This window comes from Halarcobacter sp. (assembly GCF_963676935.1).
Classification (GTDB): Bacteria; Campylobacterota; Campylobacteria; order Campylobacterales; family Arcobacteraceae; genus Halarcobacter.
The window spans coordinates 178,778-201,287 of the sequence record NZ_OY781470.1; the positions used below are offsets into that span (position 1 = coordinate 178,778).

The 22,510-nt window shown below is 28.6% G+C and carries 25 protein-coding genes; 18 read left to right on the plus strand and 7 right to left on the minus strand.

Translation table 11 applies throughout. The annotated features are described in order from the left end of the window. The first annotated feature begins 58 nt into the window (after positions 1-58). The 9 genes from ACKU4C_RS00890 to ACKU4C_RS00930 all read left to right on the plus strand — a co-directional run bounded on the left by ACKU4C_RS00890 (position 59) and on the right by ACKU4C_RS00930 (position 9,988). Complete coding sequence (locus ACKU4C_RS00890; protein ID WP_321313825.1) at positions 59-1,543, plus strand: FAD/NAD(P)-binding oxidoreductase; 1,485 nt, start codon at positions 59-61, stop codon at positions 1,541-1,543. An 11-nt stretch (positions 1,544-1,554) separates the two neighbouring features. Beyond that, the gene (locus ACKU4C_RS00895; RefSeq protein WP_321313827.1) at positions 1,555-2,133 is read left to right on the plus strand and encodes a DUF3365 domain-containing protein; all 579 of its coding nucleotides are present in this window, start codon (positions 1,555-1,557) and stop codon (positions 2,131-2,133) included. A gap of 18 nt (positions 2,134-2,151) precedes the next feature. Further along, positions 2,152-2,820, plus strand: coding sequence for a c-type cytochrome (locus ACKU4C_RS00900; protein WP_321313829.1), 669 nt, complete (start codon positions 2,152-2,154; stop codon positions 2,818-2,820). 34 nt (positions 2,821-2,854) lie between these two features. After that, positions 2,855-3,082, plus strand: coding sequence for a hypothetical protein (locus tag ACKU4C_RS00905; protein WP_321313831.1), 228 nt, complete (start codon positions 2,855-2,857; stop codon positions 3,080-3,082). Positions 3,083-3,132: 50 nt separating this feature from the next. Next, on the plus strand, positions 3,133-4,266 hold the full coding sequence (locus tag ACKU4C_RS00910) for a cytochrome b/b6 domain-containing protein (protein WP_321313833.1): 1,134 nt from the start codon (positions 3,133-3,135) through the stop codon (positions 4,264-4,266). A 152-nt stretch (positions 4,267-4,418) separates the two neighbouring features. Then, entirely contained in the window at positions 4,419-6,866 is a 2,448-nt protein-coding gene (locus ACKU4C_RS00915; protein WP_321313835.1) for a molybdopterin-dependent oxidoreductase, read from the plus strand. A 2-nt stretch (positions 6,867-6,868) separates the two neighbouring features. Then, on the plus strand, positions 6,869-7,522 hold the full coding sequence (locus tag ACKU4C_RS00920) for a 4Fe-4S dicluster domain-containing protein (protein ID WP_321313837.1): 654 nt from the start codon (positions 6,869-6,871) through the stop codon (positions 7,520-7,522). Positions 7,523-7,524: 2 nt separating this feature from the next. Then, positions 7,525-8,787 (plus strand): NrfD/PsrC family molybdoenzyme membrane anchor subunit, encoded by a 1,263-nt coding sequence (gene nrfD, locus ACKU4C_RS00925; protein WP_321313839.1) that lies wholly within the window; start codon positions 7,525-7,527, stop codon positions 8,785-8,787. Between the two features lie 13 nt (positions 8,788-8,800). Continuing rightward, the gene (locus tag ACKU4C_RS00930; RefSeq protein WP_321313841.1) at positions 8,801-9,988 is read left to right on the plus strand and encodes a rhodanese-like domain-containing protein; all 1,188 of its coding nucleotides are present in this window, start codon (positions 8,801-8,803) and stop codon (positions 9,986-9,988) included. Between the two features lie 76 nt (positions 9,989-10,064). Here the strand turns inward: ACKU4C_RS00930 and rplT are convergent, their stop codons facing one another. The 4 genes from rplT to thrS form a co-directional block, all read right to left on the minus strand. Beyond that, positions 10,065-10,424: a 50S ribosomal protein L20 gene (rplT, locus tag ACKU4C_RS00935; protein WP_320035879.1), complete on the minus strand. Its 360-nt coding sequence runs from the start codon at positions 10,422-10,424 to the stop codon at positions 10,065-10,067. Positions 10,425-10,525: 101 nt separating this feature from the next. Next, the gene (gene rpmI, locus ACKU4C_RS00940) at positions 10,526-10,723 is read right to left on the minus strand and encodes a 50S ribosomal protein L35 (RefSeq protein ID WP_321313843.1); all 198 of its coding nucleotides are present in this window, start codon (positions 10,721-10,723) and stop codon (positions 10,526-10,528) included. A gap of 138 nt (positions 10,724-10,861) precedes the next feature. After that, positions 10,862-11,368, minus strand: coding sequence for a translation initiation factor IF-3 (gene infC / locus ACKU4C_RS00945; RefSeq protein ID WP_321315900.1), 507 nt, complete (start codon positions 11,366-11,368; stop codon positions 10,862-10,864). A gap of 29 nt (positions 11,369-11,397) precedes the next feature. Continuing rightward, on the minus strand, positions 11,398-13,242 hold the full coding sequence (gene thrS, locus ACKU4C_RS00950) for a threonine--tRNA ligase (protein ID WP_407933764.1): 1,845 nt from the start codon (positions 13,240-13,242) through the stop codon (positions 11,398-11,400). A 69-nt stretch (positions 13,243-13,311) separates the two neighbouring features. On the opposite strand from thrS, the gene ACKU4C_RS00955 reads away from it, so the two are divergent. Further along, positions 13,312-13,824 (plus strand): hypothetical protein, encoded by a 513-nt coding sequence (locus ACKU4C_RS00955; protein ID WP_321313845.1) that lies wholly within the window; start codon positions 13,312-13,314, stop codon positions 13,822-13,824. 24 nt (positions 13,825-13,848) lie between these two features. On the opposite strand, the gene ACKU4C_RS00960 is transcribed toward ACKU4C_RS00955, so the two are convergent. Beyond that, positions 13,849-15,447 carry a DUF3373 family protein gene (locus ACKU4C_RS00960; protein WP_321313847.1) on the minus strand — a complete coding sequence of 533 codons (1,599 nt, stop codon included), beginning with the start codon at positions 15,445-15,447 and terminating at the stop codon, positions 13,849-13,851. A gap of 201 nt (positions 15,448-15,648) precedes the next feature. Next, positions 15,649-15,972, minus strand: coding sequence for a cytochrome C (locus tag ACKU4C_RS00965; RefSeq protein WP_321313850.1), 324 nt, complete (start codon positions 15,970-15,972; stop codon positions 15,649-15,651). 148 nt (positions 15,973-16,120) lie between these two features. On the opposite strand from ACKU4C_RS00965, the gene ACKU4C_RS00970 reads away from it, so the two are divergent. Next, entirely contained in the window at positions 16,121-17,392 is a 1,272-nt protein-coding gene (locus ACKU4C_RS00970) for an NFACT RNA binding domain-containing protein (RefSeq protein ID WP_321313851.1), read from the plus strand. Between the two features lie 6 nt (positions 17,393-17,398). Here ACKU4C_RS00970 and ACKU4C_RS00975 read toward each other — a convergent pair whose 3' ends face one another. Then, positions 17,399-17,800 (minus strand): hypothetical protein, encoded by a 402-nt coding sequence (locus tag ACKU4C_RS00975; RefSeq protein WP_321313853.1) that lies wholly within the window; start codon positions 17,798-17,800, stop codon positions 17,399-17,401. Between the two features lie 288 nt (positions 17,801-18,088). On the opposite strand from ACKU4C_RS00975, the gene ACKU4C_RS00980 reads away from it, so the two are divergent. The 7 genes from ACKU4C_RS00980 (at position 18,089) to ACKU4C_RS01010 (ending at position 22,504) form a co-directional block, all read left to right on the plus strand. Further along, positions 18,089-18,847, plus strand: coding sequence for a phosphatidate cytidylyltransferase (locus ACKU4C_RS00980; RefSeq protein WP_321313854.1), 759 nt, complete (start codon positions 18,089-18,091; stop codon positions 18,845-18,847). Next, positions 18,844-19,911 carry a 1-deoxy-D-xylulose-5-phosphate reductoisomerase gene (gene dxr / locus ACKU4C_RS00985; protein WP_321313856.1) on the plus strand — a complete coding sequence of 356 codons (1,068 nt, stop codon included), beginning with the start codon at positions 18,844-18,846 and terminating at the stop codon, positions 19,909-19,911. The genes ACKU4C_RS00980 and dxr overlap by 4 nt, the downstream gene beginning before the upstream one ends. A 76-nt stretch (positions 19,912-19,987) precedes the next feature. Next, the gene (locus tag ACKU4C_RS00990) at positions 19,988-20,179 is read left to right on the plus strand and encodes a hypothetical protein (protein WP_321313858.1); all 192 of its coding nucleotides are present in this window, start codon (positions 19,988-19,990) and stop codon (positions 20,177-20,179) included. Continuing rightward, positions 20,179-20,613 (plus strand): DUF1566 domain-containing protein, encoded by a 435-nt coding sequence (locus ACKU4C_RS00995; RefSeq protein WP_321313859.1) that lies wholly within the window; start codon positions 20,179-20,181, stop codon positions 20,611-20,613. The genes ACKU4C_RS00990 and ACKU4C_RS00995 overlap by 1 nt, the downstream gene beginning before the upstream one ends. Before the next feature lie 8 nt (positions 20,614-20,621). Beyond that, positions 20,622-21,179 (plus strand): alpha/beta hydrolase, encoded by a 558-nt coding sequence (locus ACKU4C_RS01000; protein ID WP_321313861.1) that lies wholly within the window; start codon positions 20,622-20,624, stop codon positions 21,177-21,179. Then, positions 21,180-22,178: a tRNA (adenosine(37)-N6)-threonylcarbamoyltransferase complex transferase subunit TsaD gene (gene tsaD, locus ACKU4C_RS01005; RefSeq protein ID WP_321313862.1), complete on the plus strand. Its 999-nt coding sequence runs from the start codon at positions 21,180-21,182 to the stop codon at positions 22,176-22,178. It begins immediately after the preceding gene. Further along, positions 22,178-22,504, plus strand: coding sequence for a translation initiation factor SUI1 (locus ACKU4C_RS01010; protein WP_321313864.1), 327 nt, complete (start codon positions 22,178-22,180; stop codon positions 22,502-22,504). The genes tsaD and ACKU4C_RS01010 overlap by 1 nt, the downstream gene beginning before the upstream one ends. Positions 22,505-22,510: the final 6 nt, after the last annotated feature.

Here is a 22,510-nt window from a genome sequence, read left to right on the forward strand (position 1 = left end):
AGTTTTGTATTATCTAAAATTAGATAATCTATATAAAACAATTTTAAAGGACTTTAGTATGGTTAATAACAATGAGCTTAAAAAAGCTTTAGATATGTTAGATTCAGAACTTAAAAAGAAGGGTATATCAAGAAGGGATGCTCTTAAACTAGCTGGACTTGGTTCAGCATCATTTTTAATGGGAAATGGTACAGAAGCACAAGCAGCAACTGTTGCTAATGCAAGTGAAGCAAAAGGTAAGATTGTAATTGTTGGTGGTGGATTAGCTGGAATTGCAACTGCTGCAAAATTATCTAGTGATTTATCAAATCCAGATATTACAGTAATTGAACCAAATCCTATTTCAGTTTCATATCAACCAGGACAAACATTAGTAGCTGCGGGAATATGGGAAAAATCAGATATTGTATATAACACAAAAGATTTCGTACCAAACGGTGTAAAAATGATTAAAGATAAAGTAGCTGAATTTAATCCAGAGGCAAATAAAGTTATAACAGAAGGTGGAGAAACTATCTCTTATGACTTCTTAATAGTTGCTACTGGATTGGTTTTAGATTACGGACAAATCAAAGGTTTAGAAGGGGTAGGGCATTCTGCTGAAGCAAATGAAAAAGTATCAACAATAGTTGGTAAAAATGGGTTACATTCAATATATTATGCAGATGGTGCTGTAAATACTTGGAAAGGTATGCAAGAGTTAATCTCTGAAGCAAAATCTGGTAAAAAATTAAAAGCTTTATATACTCACCCAAATACTCCAATTAAGTGTGGTGGTGCTCCAAAGAAAATTATGTATTTAACAAATGCTAGATTACATGAAGCAGGAGTTAGAGATAATGTAGATATGTGGTTTTATCCAAATGGTTCAAAAATGTTTGGAGTTCCAGAATATCACGAAGCGATTGTTAAACAATTTGAAGCAAGAAATATGAATTGGGAGTATAAAAACAATCTAATTGAAGTTGATACTGAAAATAAAATAGCAACTTTTGAAAAAAGATGGTTTGAAAAAGGTGAATGGGATGAAGATTTAGAAGAATATGAAATGATTCCTGTAAGTAAAAAAGTTCAAAGAGAATATGATTTTATGCATGTAACACCTCCTATGAGAGCACCAGATGCTGTTAAAAATTCGAGTTTAGCATGGCAAAGAGGTAGTGCTTCAAAAGGTGGATGGGTAGAATTAAATAAAGAAACATTACAACACACAAGATATCCAAATGTATTTGGTATTGGAGATGTTGCTGGTATCCCTATGGGAAAAACTGGAGGAAGTGCAAGAAAACAATATAAAGTTTTAGCAGAAAACTTAATTGCAGCAATGGAAGGAAAAGAATTAGCATCTAAATATGCAGGTTATACTGTATGTCCTTTAATTACAGATATTGGAAAAGTTATGTTAGCAGAGTTTGATTGGTCTAAGAAACCAACTCCATCTTTCCCTCTTGATCCAACACAAGAGAGATATATTTGGTGGCTATTAAAAGTTTATTTACTTAAACCAATGACCGTTTATGGAATGTTGTCAGGAAAAGCATAAGAGAAGTTATTTTGAAAAAACAATTTACGGCAATAACAATTTTCATTTTAATTGGTAGTTTATCTTTTATCAATGCTCAAGAATTAACTCTAGAAAATGTAAAGCAAATAGCTTCTAAAGTTACAAAAGAGTTTGAATCAAAACTAAAAAAAGAGTTAAAAAATGCAAAAAGAGCAGGTGGTACCAAAGCTATGACAGATTTTTGTATAAATGATTCTAAAAAAATTCAAAAAGAGATAAATGAAAAATATGGTTCAAAAATTTCTATTAAAAGAATTAGTTTAAATAACAGAAATAAAAAAGCAAAACCAGAAAAAAATGAAATAAAAATATTAGAAGCTTTTGATTTAATCCAAAAATCAGATGCTTATGAGCCTGAACAAATTGTTCAAGTAGTTGATGATAACACTTATAAAATTTATTCACCTATTCAAATGAACAGTAGAGATTGTAAAAAATGTCACGGTTTAGATAGAAAAGTTGATAAAGAAGCTAAAAAGAGATTCTCTGAAGTTTATAAAAACGATAGAGGATATGGACATAAAAGTGGAGATATTAGAGGTGCAGTTGTAGTAACTGTCTCTAAGTAATTAAAAAAAGGAATTTAAATGCAAGTTAAAAAAGCAGTTTTATTAGGTTTCATAGCATGTTTTTTTGCCTTTGAAGCTACGGCAGCAGAAATGAATTATACAAATGCTGAAATATATACAAAAATGTGTTCGAAATGTCATGGAATAAGTGCAGAAGGAAATCCTGCTAAAAAAGGACCAGCATTAAATGACCAAACTGCTCATGAGCTTGAAATCAGTTTATATGATTTAAAAAGTGGAGGATTAAATCAATCTTCTGGAACAGAACATGAAGTTATGGAACATAATATGCAAAAAATTATTGAAAAGGGTATGAATTATGAGCCTAAATCTATGGCTGAATATATCTTTATCTCTTTTAACCCTGAAGCTAAGTATTATAAAAAAGATAGTAGAAAAACAAACTATACTGTAGCTGAAATCTATGCAAAAATGTGCTCAAAATGTCATGGTATAAATGCAGAAGGAAATCCTGCTAAAAAAGGTCCTGGTCTTGATGATAGAACTGCACATGAACTTGAAGCAGAATTATTAGATATTCAAAGTGGTGGATTAAACCAGTCTTCGGGAACAGAGCATGAAGTGATGGAACATAATCAAAATAAAATTGAAGAAAAAGGTATGAGTTATACTCCAAAAGAGATGGCTAAATATATAGAAGAGATTTCTTCAAAAACTAAAAAGTAAGGGTTTTTACCTTTACTTTAAAAATGGATAAAAAATGATTAATTTAAAAAAAGAGAGTATAATCTTTTTAGTGTTATTTATATTGACTTCTTTACTATTTCACTATGCATCTTGGCTTAGTCATCCTATTGAACATTTTAACGCACTTTTTTCACACTCAATGCCTTATCATCCCTTATTATATGTTTTTTTAATATATTTATTGATTGCAATTTTAAGAGGTTTTATTTTATTGATTAAAAAAATTATAGGTAAAAAGTAAACTTTTTAAAAATATATATTTATGAATGAATAGTCATATGTAAGGTTGATATGAATAATAGTTATAAAACATACGTTTGGTCTTTCCTTGGTAGAATAAGTCATTGGCTTTTAGTTATAAGTTTATTTTCTTGTTTTATTACATCTTTTTATGAAGAGATGCTTACCCTTCATATCTCAATAGGTATCGTAGTTTTTGGTATGCTTTTGATGAAAATTGTATGGGGTGTGATTGGACCTAAATATGCTAGATGGAGTGATTTTGAATTTGCTTTAAAAGATCTGAAATATTATTTTATAGAAAAAATTAAAAATAGATATAGAACAATACAACCTGGACATAATCCAGCATCTTCTTGGTTTGCATTTTTAGTAACTTGGTTTGGTATTTTTTGTTGTATAAGTGGATTTTTACTTTATGGAATACAAGAAGGAAATGGTATATTTTCTTTTTTAAATGAAGATTATATTTCAAAAAGTGCATTGATAGATTCTATTCATATATTTTTATCATATTTGTTATTAGTTATGATTTTCGCCCATGTATCAGGTGTATTAATTGAACAGTTCTATCATAAAACAAATATGGTTATGGCTATGGTTAGTGGGTATAAAAAAGCCAAAGGTGAGGATATTACTACTACATATAGAATGAAGCTTTTAGGTTCACTTTATATTATATTAGTATTGCTTGTTGCACTATATGCTTATTTTGTTCCTGAAAATAGTTTTACTAAAAGTAAATTTAAAGAAATTTCTTATAAAGAATTGAATTATGATTTTTACTTCGAATGTTCTGATTGTCATAATCTGTTTCCACCTTTTTTATTACCAGCAACTTCTTGGTTAGAATTAATGAATAATCAAAATAATCATTTTGAAGAGGATTTAGAATTAGATAAAAGTTTAGTTAAGAAAATCAACTCCTATCTAGTTGAAAATTCTGCTGATAAATCTACAAAAGAATCTGCATATTATTTAAGAAAAGAGATAAATGATTCTAAATCTTATACTATTACAAAAACAAAATATTGGAAAGAGATACATAAAGAGATACCTAAAGAGGTATTTGAAAACGATATTGTTGAAAAAAAATCAAATTGTGTAGCATGTCATAAAGGATTTGAGCAAGGAATAATTTTTGACAATAATATTACATACCCTCCAAAAGTTACTAAAAAGTAATAATTTTTTCTTATAATACTCTATAAAAATTAGAAAAACTTATTAAAATATGAATATTCATTCATAAATAAGAATTATTTATAAAAAAAAATGTTAAGATTACTCTATTAATATAAAAAAATAAGTAAATATTAATATTAGAGGAGAATAAAATGGAAGTTGAAATTTCAAGAAGAAAGTTTCTTCAAGGTTCAGTAGCATTGTCTGTAATAGCTGCTTCAACTTCTGCATTATCAAGTACAAAATCGCATGAAGATAAAAAAACTTTAGGAACAACAAAAGTTTCAAATGATAAAGAAACAAAACTTGTTCCAACCTTGTGTGAAATGTGTGTAAATAAGTGTGCAGCTTATGCAAGAGTAGAAAATGGAGTAGTTACAAAATTAGATCCAAACCCACACTTTCCAAAATCAAGAAACATGTTATGTGCTAGAGGAAATGCAGGAATACAAGCTTTATATGACCCCGATCGATTAAAATATCCACTTATAAGAACAGGAAAAAAAGGGGATGGTAAATATAAAAGAGTAACTTGGGACGAAGCCTATACATATATAAGTAAAAAATTAGAAAAAATATTAGATGAAGAAGAAGATAATAGATCTTGTATAGGGTATTGTGCAGGTGAAGGTATGGCTGAACATACGTTTAAAACTTTTATGTCTGATAAAATAGGTTCATCAAATTTTGTAAATCATGCATCAATTTGTATACAAACGGCTGTTTCTGGTTATGCCCTTACTATTGGTGGGTATGGACAAGCAGATTTAGAGAATGCAAAATATGTGATTATGGCAGGTGCTAATAGAGCAGAGGCTTTTATTACTCCTGATACAATGGATTTATTTAAAAGAACAAGAGGTAAAGGTGCAAAACTAATTGTAGTTGACCCAAGATTCTCAAACACTGCAATACATGCTGATACATATTTAGGAATTAAACCTGGTACAGATTTAGCCTTTGTATTAGCCTTAACCTATCATGTAATTAAATATGAACTATATAATAGAACTTATGTAAAAAATAACTTCTCTAATTTTGATAAGTATAAAGAACATGTATTAAGTAGTAATTATACCCCTCAATGGGCAGAACAAATTACAGGTATCCCAGCAAATGATATTGAAAAAGTAGCAGAAGATTTTATGGCAAATGCTCCACAATCAATATATTATCAAGGAAGACGTTCAACTTGGGCAGGAAATGATTTTCAGTTAAGACGAGCACAAGCAATATTTTCAGCTCTTGGTGGTGGAATTGATATTAAAGGTGGAATAGTATTTGGTAAGAAACTACCTTTAGATTCCCATAGAACAAATGCTCCATTATATGCAAATGCCAAAGGAAGAATTGAAAAAGATGTAGCAGCTATCGTTGGAGGAAGTGGTTCTTGGATTGGATGGAGAAATAAAATCTTAGAAGGAAAATCTCCTTATCCAATAAGAGCATTTTTTATATATAAACAAAATCCAATGTTATCTGTTCCAAATATTGCAAAAACAAAAGAGATGTTAGAAAAAATGGATTTAGTTGTTGCAATTGATACTATGCCAAGTGATACAGCAATGATGGCAGATGTTATTTTACCAGAATGTACATATTTAGAACGGGAAGATCCAATTAAGTCATTCCCTGGAGTAGAACCATCTATTGCAATTAGAAAAAAAGTAGTTAATCCAATGTACGAGAGTAAACCAATACTTGAAATAGTAAAAGGTTTAGCTGAAAAAATCTCAAAACCACTTTGGGAAATTACAAAAAAATATGATGAAGATGTTCAAGATGAGATTGATGGGATGTCGAAAGAGGAGATTGAAGAATATTATGAAGATAATGGATTTAATCTAGCTGATGTTTATCAACATTCACAAGAACACATTAATAAAGATATGTTTGTTCCTAAATATGGGGAAAAAGCATGGGAAATTTTAAGAGAAAAAGGTGTTTTTTATCCTAAGTTTTTAGAAAGTTTTAAAAAACTTGATAATAATAGTTTTAGATATTACAAAGATGAAGATAAGTTACATACAGTAGTTAAACTTGAACAAGAATCAGATTCAGATGCTATTGATACTTGTATTAATCCAAAAGATATAGCAGAGTTAAAAAGATTGTTTTCAACACCTAGTAAAAAAATAGAATGTTATTTAGGGAATATGGAAAAAAAAGGTGTTGATCCAATGCCAGTTTGGAAAGATGAACTTGTAAAAAAAGTTCCAAAGGGTAAATTTAAATTTATTTGTGGAAGACATGCTCAATTTACCCAAAATGCAACTCAAAACAATGTGATGTTGTTAGAGTTAATGCCTGAAAACTATGTATGGATAAATGAAAAAGAAGCAAAAGAATTAAAAATACGACATGGTGATTTAGTTGAGATTAAAAGTAGTATTGGAACTGTTAAATTAAAAGCATTTCCTACAAATAAAATAATACCTGAAACAATATTCTATGTACATGGATTTGGTGCACAATCAAAAGCTTTAACTTTTGGATATAGAAATGGGGCAAGTTGTAATCAAATAATTGAAGATGATATAGAGCCTGTATTTGGTAGTGCAATAATGCATGAAACAATAGTTTCAGTAAGAAAGGTTTAGTTATGAATTATGCAATGGCATTAGATTATCAAAACTGTATAAACTGTAAAGCATGTGAAACAGCTTGTAAAGAGGAAAATGGTGTACAATTAGGTGCAGATAAACAAAGAATTTGGGTAGGAATTGTAGAGGGTTCAATTTTTGATAAACCTTTTGTAAACTTATATCCATCCCAATGTAATCATTGTATTGATGCACCATGTGTAAGTGTTTGTCCAACCTATGCTAGCCACATAGTAGAAGGTGGAATTGTAAAAGTTGATGCTGAAAAATGTATTTTATGTAAAGGGTGTATGGAAGCATGTCCTTATGATGCAAGATTTGTTGATGATACAAAACTTGCTGTGGATAAATGTACATTTTGTGATCACCGTATAGAAGAGACTGGTACAACAGCATGTCAAGCTACTTGTCCAACAAATGTTAGAATGTTTGGAGATTTAGATGATGAAAATAGTGATCTTGTGAAACTTCTAAAAAAAGAGAGATTTTTCTTTCTAAAAGAGGAAGCAGGAACTTTACCAAAACTATTTTATATAGTTCCTAAAACAGAAATCTATGCAAGACAAAGTATTTCTCATGACACTAAAATATATACTTGGGATGAATATAAAGCTGAGTACTATTTAAATAATTCAAAAAATAAAAGGAGCTAACAATGGAAAAATATACTATTGCAGGGCTTGAAATTAATAAAAGATCATTTAAAGATTTATTTTTTAATAAAACAATGTTTTTTTCATATATTTTAATTTTTATTGCAATTTTAGGTGTAATAGAAATTTTTGAATTAAGATATTTTTCAGAGGTTGCAACAGCTAATTCTTTAGGAGCTGGACCAGTAACTGAAGAATTAAAAAATGCATTGAGAAATGCAATTTTTGGAGATGTTGGAGAGATTAGTAGAGAGGTTCCTTGGACACTATTTATTGCAAACTATATGTATATGATTTATACTGGAAGTGGAATTATCTTTTTAGTTGCATTAGCAGAACTACTTAATTTTAAAGTTGTAGAGAAATTGGCAGCTTCTTTTATGGTAATTGGACTTGCAATGGTTTTCGCAGGGTTATTTACAATTGCTACAGATTTAAATTTGTTAAATATGCATTGGATGTTTATAACTCCTAATGTAAATACAGGAATGTGGTTGATGCTACCTTTATATTTAACATATATACCTTTTGTTCTGTTTGAGATATATTTGATTTTAACAAATAAAAGAGAGTTAGCAAAAAAATTAGCATTCCCAATTTTAGTAATGAGTATTGGGGTTGACTTAATTGAATATTATATACAAGCCAAATTATTCTCAATGAATACTGCAAGACATTTATGGACTGAATTTCCAGCTTTAATGTTTTATTTTATTATATCTGCTTTTGTATCATCTTTAGGTATTATGGGAGTATTATCTTATTTAGTACATAGAGATAAAAGTGAGTATAAAGAGTTGATGGCTTTGATTAGAAAAGCTATGTTGTTTTTCATCTATTTATTAGCAATTTATGAAGTAATTGGATATTTAGTTATTGATAAAGATTGGGCTTTTATTATTTTATTCGGAGAATTTAGATTATTATATTTTGGTGGGTATATTTTATTTACCTTAGTATTGCCATTTTTACTTTTATTTAGAATAATAAAACATTATATTTTAGCATCTTGTATTTCAACTATTATAGGAGGGTTTATAGGAAGATATCTATTTGTTTATGGGGGTAACGCTAACCCAATGTCTGATAGATTTGGTGTTGGTTATGAAAAGTATAATTTTTATGATATGGAAACTACCTTTAATTATGTAACGCCACATTTAGGGGAAGTTTTAATTACAATTGGTTCAATTGGTATTATAATAGCAATTTATAAATTAGTTGATACACTATTTTCAATAAATGAAGAAAAAGAGATACTTTAATAAGGAGAAAATGATGAAATTAATTCTAAAAAGTTTGTTAGTAGCAGGTCTTTTAACGACAGGAGTTTTGGCAAATGATCCAGGGAATTTAACAAAACCTAGTGCAAAAGTTCAATCTATGATTGATAAGTTTGGTCTAAAAATGGTTGATTATAACTATACAAAAGCTAGACTTGGTAAAGGAACAAGAAAAACAGCAAAAGCAATTTTAATAGATGCAAGACCTGCTAAAAAATATATGGCAGGTACAATTCCAAGTTCTATTAATATCCCTGATACAGCATATGATAAATATATTGGACAATTAAAAGATGTAGCTAAAAACAAAGAGATATTAGTATATTGTGGGGGTTGGAAATGTGGTAAATCTCCAAAAGTAGCAAATATGTTGAAAAAAGATGGATTTACAAATGTAAAACTTTACCAAGCAGGGGAACCACAATGGAAAAAATTAAACTATAAAGAAGTTGGACTTCCTGTAGTAAAATCAGCACAAGCTAAAAACGCTGCTGTACTTATAGATTCTAGACCATATAAAATGTTTTTAAAAGAAACAATCCCTGGTGCAATCTCAATTCCTGATACTAAGATCGAAGAATTAAAAGGAAGATTTCCTGTAAATCATTCTGAAAAAATAATTACATTTTGTGGGGGATATCATTGTGCAAAATCTCATAATGTAGCAAAAAAACTTATCTCTATGGGATATAGTGATGTAAATGTATTTGCAGCGGGTATACCAGAATGGAAAAATGCAGGTTTAGCAACTACAAAATCAGCCTCAAAAGTAGAAAAAAAATCTGAAGTTCCTAAAAAGAAAGAGTTTTCTAAAAATGGTGCAAAATTAGGTGCAGATGAAGGGAGTATTGATGGGGAATGGTTTAATGCTTTTATTCAAAAAGATGCAGTACCTTCTTATATCCAAATTGTACAAGTTACTTCACCTGAAGAGTATAAAGCAGGTCATATTAAAGGGGCAATAAATATCGAAGCTGAAAAATTTACTGCAAAAGAGTTAATGTCAAAATTACCAAAAGATAAAACTATAGTATTTAATTGTACTGCTGGTGGAAGATCAATGGATGCTTGGACAAAAATTAATGAAGCTGGACTAGATGTATCAGAAATATTCTATTTTGATGCAAATATTGATTGTAAAGGAACTGATTGTAAAATTGAGGTTAATGAACCTCTAGAATAATCTTTTCTTCTTAAAATAAAAAAGGGGTAGAGAAAAACTCTACCCCTTTTTTTATATTTGCAAATTTATATTTAAATTATGCTGCTAAAGCTTCTTTTGCTTTTACTACTAATGCTGAAAATGCTTCCGCATCATTCATAGCAAAGTCTGCTAAGATTTTTCTATCAAGTTCAATGTTAGCTAATTTTAAACCATTCATGAATCTTGAGTAGTTAATATCATTTAATCTACAAGCAGCATTGATTCTAACGATCCAAAGCTTTCTAATATCTCTTTTTTTCTGTCTTCTATCTCTATAAGCGTATACTAAAGAGTGTTCTAATTGCTCTTTCGCTTTTCTAAAATGTTTTCTTCTACCACTAAAAAATCCTCTAGCAGCTTTTAAAACTTTCTTATGTCTTCTTCTTCTTACTACACCAGTTTTTACTCTAGGCATATTATTCCTTTCTTTACCATATATGTTTAATAATAGGTGTCGATTTTATAATCGAACTTGTCCACTTATACAGTGGAGGGACTGTGTAATTAAATTTTTAATTACGCTTGGTTTAACATCAATTTAACTCTAGATGAATCTGAGCTTGCGATTGTTTGTGGACCTCTAAGATTTCTTTTTCTCTTTTGAGTCTTTTTTGTTAGAATGTGACTTCTAAAAGCTGATCCTCTTTTAATAGAACCATTTTTCTTTACTTTAAATCTTTTTAAAGCACTACTAACTGATTTCATCTTTGGCATCGTATAGTTCCTTTCCTATAAATTTGCATTTTCATATTATGAAAAAGTGTGAGATTTTACTTAAAATATACTTAAATTAAGGTTAAATAGTTTTTTAGGGAGAAGGAAGAATATTATATTCTTCCCTATTTTTTTAGATTAATTTTTAGGTTTTTCAGATTTTGGAACTACGTACATATTTACAAATCTACCCTCTTGTTTAGGTTCAGATTCTCTTACTCCATACTCTTCAATCATAGGCCATACTCTTTCAAGAACTTCTGCTCCTGCTTCTGGGTGAGCCATCTCTCTACCTTTTAAGAATACTCTACATTTTACATGGTATCCTTTTTCTAAAAACTCAATTGCATGTTTAACTTTGTAGTTAATATCATTTTCAGCAATTTTTACAGAGAATTTAACCTCTTTAACAACAATAACTTTTTGCTTTTTCTTAGCTTCTTTTTTCTTTTTTTCTTGTTGGTATTTGAATTTACCATAATCCATAATTTTTGCTACAGGAGGCTTTGCATCCGGAGCAATAAGAACTAAGTCTAAGCCTAAATCATCAGCAGTTGTTTGGGCATCTCTTGTTGAAATTATTCCATAGTTTGTTCCATCATCACCCGTACATCTTACTTCACTAACTGTGATATCCTCGTTCATTATTACTTCTGATTTTTTTGAATTCCTACTCAAATTTTACTCCCTGTATTTAATTGATTTAACATTGTTATGAACTCATCTTTACTCATATTAGATTGTTCTCTATTTCTCCTATCTCTAAGTGCAATTGCTTTATTTTGAACTTCTTCATCTCCAATTACAACTATCATAGGTACTCTTTTCTTTTCTGCCATTCTGATTCTTTTGTTTAAACTTTCATTCATATCAAAAATATCAGAATCTATATCCATTTCAATAAGTTCTTTTTGTAACTCTTTTGCATACTCAACATGTGGCTCAGCAATTGGTACAAAAATAACTTGTGTTGGAGCAATTGCAAATGGAAACTCTCCTGCACAATGCTCTGTCAAAATACCAATAAATCTTTCAAATGAACCAAGAATTGCTCTATGAATCATTACTGGTTGTTCTTTTTCACCTTTGTCGTTAATATATTCAGCTTCAAATCTGCTAGGTAGGTTCATATCTACTTGAACTGTACCACATTGCCATTTTCTACCAATAGCATCTAGAATTTTAATATCAATTTTTGGTCCGTAGAAAGCTCCCCCACCTTCATCAATACCATAATCAATCTGCTTTTCATCTAGTGCATCCATTATCCCTTTTGTAGTTTTTTCCCAGAATATATCATCACCGATAGCTTTTTCAGGTTTTGTTGAAACTTCAATTTCATATTTGAAATCAAATAGTTTTAATAATGAATCAACAAACTCTAATACTTCAAAGATTACCTCTTTGATTTGGTCTTGTGTACAGAAAATATGTGCATCATCTTGAGTAAACTCTCTTACTCTAAATAATCCATGCATAGCTCCACTCATCTCATGTCTATGAACTACACCATATTCAAAAAGTTTTTTAGGTAAATCTTTATAAGATACAAGACTATTTTTAAATATTTGAATATGACCAACACAGTTCATAGGTTTGATACCATACTCTTGTTCGTCAATCACCGTAAAATACATATTTTCTTTATAATTTTGATAGTGACCTGAAATTTTCCACATATCTGATTTAAGCATTTCTGGACCACGAACTGGCTCATAACCTCTTACTCTATGAGCTTTATAAAGAATTTTTTCTAATTTTCCTCTAAGTCTTGCTCCATTTGGAAGCCATAAAGGTAAACCTGCTCCAATATCATCATTGAATGCAAATAATTCTAATTCTGTTCCTAATTTTCTATGGTCTCTTTTTTTAGCTTCTTCTAACATTCTTACATAGTCATTTAACTCTTTTTTGTCAAAAAATGCAATACCATAGATTCTTGTAATCATCTCATTTTTTTCATCACCACCAAGATAAGCTCCAGCTACTCTTGTTAGTTTAAATGCTCTAATCATTCTAGTATTTGGTAAGTGAGGACCTCTACATAAGTCTTCAAACTCACCTTGCTTATAAAGGGTTAATGTATCATCGGTAATATTTTGTAAAACAGCTTGTTTTAATTCATCATTAGCAAATTTCGTTAGTATCTCTTCTCTGGTTGTTTCATATCTTTCAATAGGTAATTTCCTATTTGCAATCTCTTTCATCTTTTTTTCGATTTTTGGTAAATCTTCATCAGAGATTTTTGAATCAACCTTAAAGTCATAGTAGAATCCCTCTTTTACAACAGGTCCTACGAAAAATTTTGCTTCAGGGTACAACTCTTTGATAGCTTGTGCCATCATATGAGCACATGAGTGTCTAAGAATTTCTAGAGACTCAGCAGAATTGTCAGCTTTAATTTCATCTCCAGTGAGGTTTAAAGCTGCAGCAGTTTGAAGGTCATAAATATTTCCTTCACTTAATATACCAATAGGTTCCAATAATTTCCTTTTTAATTTTTTTGTAAATTTGTACATTTTATCGCATTTGCACTTAAAAGTAATCTTAAGTACTATTTTTTTAATTTATTTTTGTTAAAATATGGAATGATTTTAAACTTATCACAAATAAAAACAGAAGCCTTATTACTTTTTTGTAAAGACCTTATAGAGTCTTATAAAGATAAAAATGATATTGAATTTAATATTGATAATGAGATTAATGAATATATAAATAAGACTTCAAATGAGATATTCAAACAATTACAAATAGTAACATTTTCTAATGATTACTACATTAAAAACAGAAATCATTACAGAATAAAAGCTGTACTTAATGCCTATAACTTTATAAATAAAGAGATTACTAAAGAGCTTAAAAAAGGTAAAGTTTTTAATCCTTCAATGCTTTATTTTTCTTTATTGGCTGTGTGGTTTAAAGAGTTGGGAAAAGAATCAAAATCAAAACAATATATCTATTTTACAATCTATCCTTATTCACTAGTATATGATAAGTTATTAATAAATATTAAAGATGAAAAATTTAAGTTGATGAATATTGCAATGTTAGAAATAGCAGAAAAAGTAGTTTTAAAATTGGATAAAATATCTTTTAAATAAAAGAAGAGGTTTCCCTCTTCTTTTTTAGAATCTGTATCTTACGTAAGCTTTTACATCTTGTGCAGATTCAACAGGATCACTACCCATTAATCTAGCTTGAGCCATTGTCATAGGTGCACCTTCTGCTCCAAAGAATGAATTACTTCCAGTATAATCATAATCAATTCTTACATAACTTAGACCAAACTCTAAAGAATCAGTAATTTTTTGATTTCTATAAACTTCCCATGCACTACCTCTTGCAGCAATTTTACTTCCTGCATAAGTATCTTCACCATAAGTCATAGATCTCCAGTATTTAGAACCTTTATTCCACTCAATACCAATTCTTGCAGTATCGGGACTAATTGGACAAGGAGCATTTAATCCAATCCAGAAAGAACTACCAGTATTTGATTCAGTTGAACCTAACATACCAAGTGCAGTTGGATTTGTTTTTGACATAGCATATGAAGCAAAGAATTTTGTATCATCTAAGTAATCAGATATCCCATCACCAATACCATCAGCTTTAAACATAATAGTTGCTAAATCCATATCTCCTACATCATTAAATGTAAGATTAGCTTGTGCATTCATCATAGCTGAAGGAGTTCCTGCCCCTGCCATTGCCACTTGGTATGCTCCAAGTTGAGTATTTGTATAACCAATTAGATTCCATGCATGTGCATAGTTTGTGTGTACTGAATATTGTCCATTATCCCATGGTACAAAAATAAATCCAAACATATCAACATTTTCATTTAAGTTTTCATCTTCTGCATAATCAAGTCCATCCATTGAGAATCTTTGTTTTGCATTTGTTAAACCTCTACCTGCACAGAATTTAAACCACATCCCTTCAACACCTGTAATTTTATCTAGCTCAAATTTAGCACTTGCTCCATCAAATTCAACATTTACAGTGTGTGATAAAGGTGATTTTCTAGGTTGGTTTGCTCTCATATTGATTCCAAGTCCATCAGTTGATGGTCTTCTACCAACAGAAACAGTCCAAGGTACATTAGCACCTAATAAAGTTTTATCTTTATATAACCAGTAAGCTTCTTTAACTTTAATTTCATTATCTAAGGCATTTTCATTTGTTACCCAATCAAAGTCAGCATAACCTGGGTTTGTATTTGATTGGCTATGATTTGCAGTATCTCCAAAAGCTTTATTATAAGCTAAAGTACCTCTAAATAGTGTGTTGTCATCAGGTTGATAAGCCATACCTAATAAAAGTCTATTTGTCATTAGGTTACTATTTTTAGCTTTGGCCCCAGATGCTTTTTTATATTGAATATGGTCAACTTGAGTTCTAAAGTCAACATCCCATTTTAAATTGTCTCCACCACTTTGAATTTTTGCTTTTCTTGCAGTGTTTCCAATAATATTAACTTTTTTTTCTAATTTCTTAAATCTAGCATCACTAATAGCTACATCACCTTGCATCATTTTTTCTAATGATTCTTTATTTGCTTTTGAAGTAGATTCAGTAGCACCTATTTTATTTTCTAAAGCACTAATTTGAGCTTTTAGAGCTTCTATTTGTTTCATCATATCTTCTTGAGATATTGTTGCTGCAAAACTTGATGTGGATAATGCAGCTACGGCACTTAGTGCAACAATCGTTTTTTTCATTTTTCTATCCTTAATGTGTAAGTTTAGTGTATTATATAACTTATAATGTTAAGCTAATATTAAGTATGAATAATCATTCATTATAATAAATAGAACTTATAGTTATAATAATTATAATATTAGATTTTCTTTTTTGATGATATTAAAAAAGGGAAAATAGGATTATCCTATTTTCCCTTGATTAAGTTTAAAAAATTTATATTAGCAAGATGGAACATTTCCTGAGTCATTAGCATACTCATAAGAGAAATCATAAATATGAGGTAACCATTTATCTTTGATATCACCCTCTTTAACTTCTGGACAAATTTTCATTAATTCTTCTTTGAATTTTCCCTCTGCGTTAATAGCTTCCCATTCTGCTTGAGAATGTTTTGAAGCAAATTTAGCACCGTTGAAACCACAAGCTTTTTTAAACTTTTTAATAAATAGTTTTTGACCTTTAACTGCATCTGCTGAAGCAGTAGTTGATGCAACACCTAAAATTAATGCACCTGCAAGTGCAACTTTCAATAATTTTGTCATTATTTTATCTCCTAATTTAAATTCTGCTACAATTATAACAAATGTAAATAAAAAATATCTTATAAGAATAATAAGAAAAAGTGAATTTAATGTGAAATATTATTTATTAAAAGCGGTAGTGACATACCTGTGTCAAAATACCGAAAAAATGAAGTTTATTAAAAGAATTGATAATAATACAATTATAATTGAGTTTAATAATAAAAATTACCTTTATTTTGATATGACTAAAGGAAAAAGTCTAATATACAAACGAGATGAGCTATTAAAAGCAAAAAAAGATTTTAATGCACCCTTTGATGTAATATTACAAAAAAGGTTTAATAACTCAATTGTTGAAGATATACAGCTATATAATGATGATAAAGTTATTAATATAAAAGTTAATTCTTCATCTTCATATAAAAAGCTAACTACAATTTTACAATTGGAGTTTACTGGTAAACATACAAATATAATTATTTTAGATGAAAATAGAGTTGTATTAGAAGCTTTAAGGCATATAGATGAATTTGCATCAAGTAGAGTTGTAAAAGTTGGTGTAAAATTGGATGAAATTCCTAAAACTAATATAGTTTTTAAAGAGGAAAAAGTTGATGATATAGAAAAAACTTTGTATAAAATATATGAAGATTTGGAAAAAAGAGATTTAGAAAATTATAGAAAACAAAAAATTTCGCAAGTTTCAAAAAAATTAAAAAAAATTGAAAAAATTGTTTCAACACTTCCTTTAAAAGAGAATCTAGAAAAAGAATCAGAACAACTATATACAAATGGAAATCTAATACTAAACAATCTATACAATATAAAACCATATCAAAAAAGTTTGGTAACATATGATTTTTCAGGTAATGAAGTTGAAATTGTATTAGATAATAAAATTCCAGCTTCAAAATATGCAAATGAACTATTTAAAAAAGCAAAAAGATTAAAACAAAAAGCTATTAATATTAAAATTGAAAAAGGTAATCTTGAAGAGAAAATTAGTTTTCTAAAAAGGATGGTTTTAAATCTTGAAAAGGCAATATCTATTGATGAGATAGAGTTTTTATATCCTAAAAAACAAAAAAATCAAATAAAAACAAAAAAGAGTCAAAACTATGAGAGCTTCTTTTTTGAAGGTTATAAAATAATGCTAGGAACTAGTGAAAGGGAAAATATCTATTTATTGCAAAAAGCAAAAGCCAGTGATTTTTGGTTTCATCTAAAAGATAGACCCTCTTCCCATTTGATTGTACAAAATACTAAAAAAACATTGCCAGAAAATGTAATTATAAAAGCTGCACAAATTTGTGCACAATTTTCAACAGATTTTTCGGGAACATATGAAGTAGATTATACTCAAAGAAGAAATGTAAAAATACAGAATGGAGCCAATGTTCTTTATAATCCATATACAACAATTGTAATAAAAATATAATATTTATTAATAGTCTTTTAAAAGTGTTATTTCTTCTTTTAATTTGTTTGTTTCTTTTTGTACAAAATAGATGTTAAAAATAATTGAACAAAAGAATATTAGAAAAAATAAATTTGGTAATAGTCTAGTTGAAAAAATCAATGATTTAATAAAATTTAATAATTTATTCATTTTTATTGATTTTTCATATTGTTTATCTTTTAATAAAATTAGAGAATAGCCAATAAGAATAAATAGTAATAATATATACAAATTTTCAATAATAATTTTCAATAAAAGAATATCTTGAAGATTTGTTAAGTAAGATATGCTTAAAAATAGTTCATTTAAAAAGTATATAAATACTATTGAACTAAAAATAAAAATTAAAAAATCGCTTATTGTATTGTTTTTATTAATATTACTCATATGTTTCTTTTTTGGTTAAAAATTACTATTTCTAACTATATCATAAACCTCTTTTCCTATGTTAAAAGCCCGATAATAAAATATATTAATCGCTTTTAAAAATATAAAAGTAGTTTTTTATATTTAAAACATAATTATATTATAATTATAAAATATATTTTAATGGCTTCATAAAATACATAATTGTGCAAATATTTTATATAACAATTGTAATAAAATATAAAGAAATATAAAAAAAAGGCAACATTTTGTATAATCAGCATTTACAATAAATAATTTAGGTTAAATATGAAAGAGATTATAAAATCAAGTTCAACTCGGATTAAGACAGGTCTAGCTTTATTAGTTGGTATTTTAATAATTGGATATATTGATTCATTTTTTTTAATGTGGCTTCTACTTGGAGGGCTTTTAGTAATTGCAATAAGTGAATCACAAAAACTATATAAGATGAAAGTTGATTCTATATATTTTTATGCTGGAATCATATGGTTTGCTGCATATTTTTATCCAAATGCAGAGGATTTGACTTTTATCGCTGCAATTGTTTTTGCATCGATTTTAGCATATACAAAAACTTTAGATAAAAAAATATTTTTACCACTTTTTTATCCTACAGCTTCATTTTTATTTTTGTTAACACTTTATTGGGAATATGGGGTTATGGCTTTATTATGGTTACTAGTAATAGTAGCTGGTGCAGATATAGGAGCATATTTTGTAGGAAAAAGTATGGGAAAAACAAAATTTTGTGAAACAAGTCCAAATAAAACAGTTGAAGGTGTAGCAGGTGGTTTAGTGGTTGCAACACTATTTGGTATTGTTTTTGCAATTGATAATATATCATTATTTGGTTCTATTATTATCTCTTTATTAGTAGCTTTAGCTTCAGTTTTTGGAGATCTTTTTGAAAGTTATTTAAAAAGAGAAGCAGATGTAAAAGATAGTGGGAATATTTTGCCAGGTCATGGTGGAATTTTAGATAGAACAGATGGATATTTATTTGGCGGGGTTGTTATGCTATTTATTCTAAGAGCTGTTCTGTGATTGTTTTAGGCTCAACTGGTTCAATAGGGGTAAATACTCTAAATATAGCAAGGAAGTTCAATCTAAATGTTGAGGTTTTAGTTGCTGGAAATAATATTGAACTTTTAAACCAACAAATAAAAGAGTTTAATCCAAAAAAAGTTGTAATAGCAAATAGTGAATATATCAAAGATGTAAAACATACTTGTGTAAAAGCTGGAGAAGAAGAGATTTTATATGCAATTGAGCAAAGTGAATCTAAAACAGTAGTAAATGCACTTGTAGGATTCTTAGGATTAAGACCCACATTAAAAGCAATAGAGTGTAATAAAAAAATTGCATTAGCAAATAAAGAATCACTTGTTGTAGCTGGAAAGTTTATTGACCAAACAAAACTAAGTCCAATAGATTCAGAACATTTTGGACTTTGGTATTTATTACAAGATAAAAAAGTATCCTCTATGACAATTACAGCAAGTGGTGGTTCATTTAGAGATTATCCTATTAATGAATTATCAAAGGTTTCTGTAAAAGAAGCATTGAATCATCCAAACTGGTCTATGGGAAATAAAATCACAATTGATAGTGCAACTATGACAAATAAGATGTTTGAATTAATAGAAGCAGCATGGTTATTTGATACTAAAAAAGTTGATGCTATTATTGAAACAAAATCTTTAATTCATGCCTTAGTTAACTTTCAAGATGGTAGTACAACTGCACATATTGCAAATGCTTCAATGCAACTACCAATCGCTTATGCAATACTTGGTAAATGTGATGAAAATATATTAGAACCAGTTGATTTATTAAAAGTTGGAAATTTAGAGTTTAGAAAAATCGAAGAAGAGAGATATCTTATTTGGCAAGTTAAAGATGAAATATTAAATAATCTTGATTTAGGTGTAGTTTTAAATGCTGCAAATGAAGTTGCAGTGTCTAAATTTTTAGATTCTAAAATAGGATTTTTAGATATTCCAAAAATCTCATTAAAAGCTTTAAATAAGTTTTCAAATATTAGTGCAAACTCTATTGATGAGATTTTTGAAATTGATAAAGAAGTGAGAAAATATTGTGAGTTTTGATTTACTTTTTCCTTTTATAATTTTGATTACGCTTGTAGTTTATTTAATTTACACAAGAAATAAATTTGAAAAAAATATGTTAAACACTTATGAAAAAAAGTTTGAAAAATGGAAAGAAAACAGTAGTTCAAATAGTGAAAAAAAACAAGAGTGTAAGCAACTAGTTGGATTAATTTACAAAGAAGGGTATAATATAACAGTAGAACTTTTAGATGATAGTGTATCTGCAACGATACAAAGAGGTAAATTTAAAATAAAGGATAAATAATGTTAAAGTTTTTATTTATTTTTGTTTTATTTATAAGTTTCTCTTTCTCTTTAGAATTAAAAAGAGATAGTTCTTTAAATACAGTTATAGACCCTGGTAACAGGTTGATGTGGGTTGATAATATTTCAGTTTTAAAAGTTAAAAAAACACATCAAGATGCAGAAGATTATTGTGAAGATTTAGTTTTTGCTAACTATGATGACTGGAGACTTCCCACAATAAAAGAGTATCAACTAATAGTTGATAAAAATAATCAAAGAAATTATATAAATAGAGTATTTAGGTATAACGCAAAAGATGGTTATTGGGCTAGTAGAGCTCACTGGAGAACATTTTGGTTTTATGCTGATTACATGTATTTTATTAGTGGAACTCCTTATTATGATAGTAGGCATAAAATAAAATATGTAAGATGTATCAGAGATATTAAATAAGAGGTTATATGAGAGAAAAAAGAGTTTTAATATTACATGGTTTAGGTGGAAGTGATTTCCCCCATTGGCAAGCACATTTAGCAAGAGATTTGATAGAACAAAATAGTATAGTATCTTTCCCCTCTTTACCAAATAGGGAAAACCCGAGTTTAGAAGAGTGGAAAGAGTTTGTTAAAAATGAAATTGAACATTTTAAACCTACAATAGTAGTATGTCATTCTTTAGCAAATATTTTATGGTTTCATATTTGTGAAGAGATGGATATTCAACTAGATAAATTAATGTTAGTCGCTCCTGTTAGAATAAATTGTGAAATTGAAGAGATAAAAGAGTTTTTCCCTTATCCAATCCCAAAAAATTTAAAATCAAATGAAATAATTATGGCTGCATCAACAAACGATCCATATATGAATGTAGAAGAAGCAATTAGATTACAAAGTAAATTAAATATTGGTATGAAGCTTTTAGAAGAAGCAGGGCATATTAATGCAGCTTCAGGATATGGAAAACTAGATTGTGCCTTAGATTGGATAAATAGAGAAGAAGAGTGTGAGGAAAATCAGTAAATGATATTAAGTATCGAGAGTAGTTGTGATGACAGTTCAATTGCAATTACAGATATAGAAACAAAAAAGTTAGTTTTTCATAAAAAAATATCTCAAGAGTTACAACATAGTGTTTATGGTGGAGTAGTTCCTGAGTTAGCTGCAAGATTACATGTTGAAGCACTTCCTAAAATATTAGAAGAGTCTAAAGAGTATTTTCCTAAATTAAAAGCGATAGCAGTTACAAATGCCCCTGGACTTTCTGTTACTTTAATGGAGGGTGTAACTATGGCAAAAGCATTAAGCCTCAGTTTAAATTTACCTTTGATAGCTGTTAACCATTTAAAGGGTCATATATATTCACTTTTTATTGAAAAAGAGGAAGTATTTCCTATAACTATTCTTTTAGTATCAGGGGGCCATACTCAGATTATAGAAGCTAAGTCTTTACAAGATATGAAACTAATTGCTTCAACTATGGATGATAGTTTTGGTGAAAGTTTTGATAAAGTTGCAAAAATGATGAACCTAGGTTACCCAGGTGGTCCAATTGTTCAAGAAAAAGGTTTAAAAGGTGATCAAAATAGATTTGATTTTCCAGTACCTTTGAGACAAAGTCCAAATATTGAATTTAGTTATAGTGGTCTTAAAAATGCTGTTAGAATGCAGATTGAAAAACTTGAAAATGAAAATTCTTTAGAAGAACAAGATATATGTGATATATGTGCATCTTTTGAAAAAACTGCAGTTGCCCATATTATGCAAAAGCTTAAAAAGCTTTTTAAATCAAAAGTTCCTAAAAACTTTGCAATAGTTGGTGGAGCTAGTGCAAATATAAGATTAAGAGGAGCTATTGAAGAGTTATGTCAACAAAAAAGATGCAAACTTTATTTAAGTGAATTAAAATATTGTTCTGATAATGCTGCAATGATTGGAAGGGTTGCCCTTGAACAATACAAAATAAAAGATTTTACAACTATTGAAAAGATTGATGTACAAACTAGGATAAAGGAGTTTTAATGATTTTTGAGATGGGTGCAAAATTAGAGGGTGATAATTTTGATACAAGTAAAAATGATAAAAAATTTAAAAAATCCACAAATGAGATAATTCCTAAAAATCAACATCAATTGGTTTTTACTTTTGAAAAAAGAAAAGGAAAACCAGTTACTTTAGTTGGAAGATTTTATATTGATGAGAAAGAAAAAAAAGAGGTTTTAAAACTTTTAAAAAAAAGGCTCGCTTGCGGTGGTTCAATCAAAGAAGAATGGATTGAGATACAAGGTGATGTTAAAGATAAAATCAAAACTATATTAGAAGAAAAAGACTGGAAGTTTAAAAGGTAAGGAACT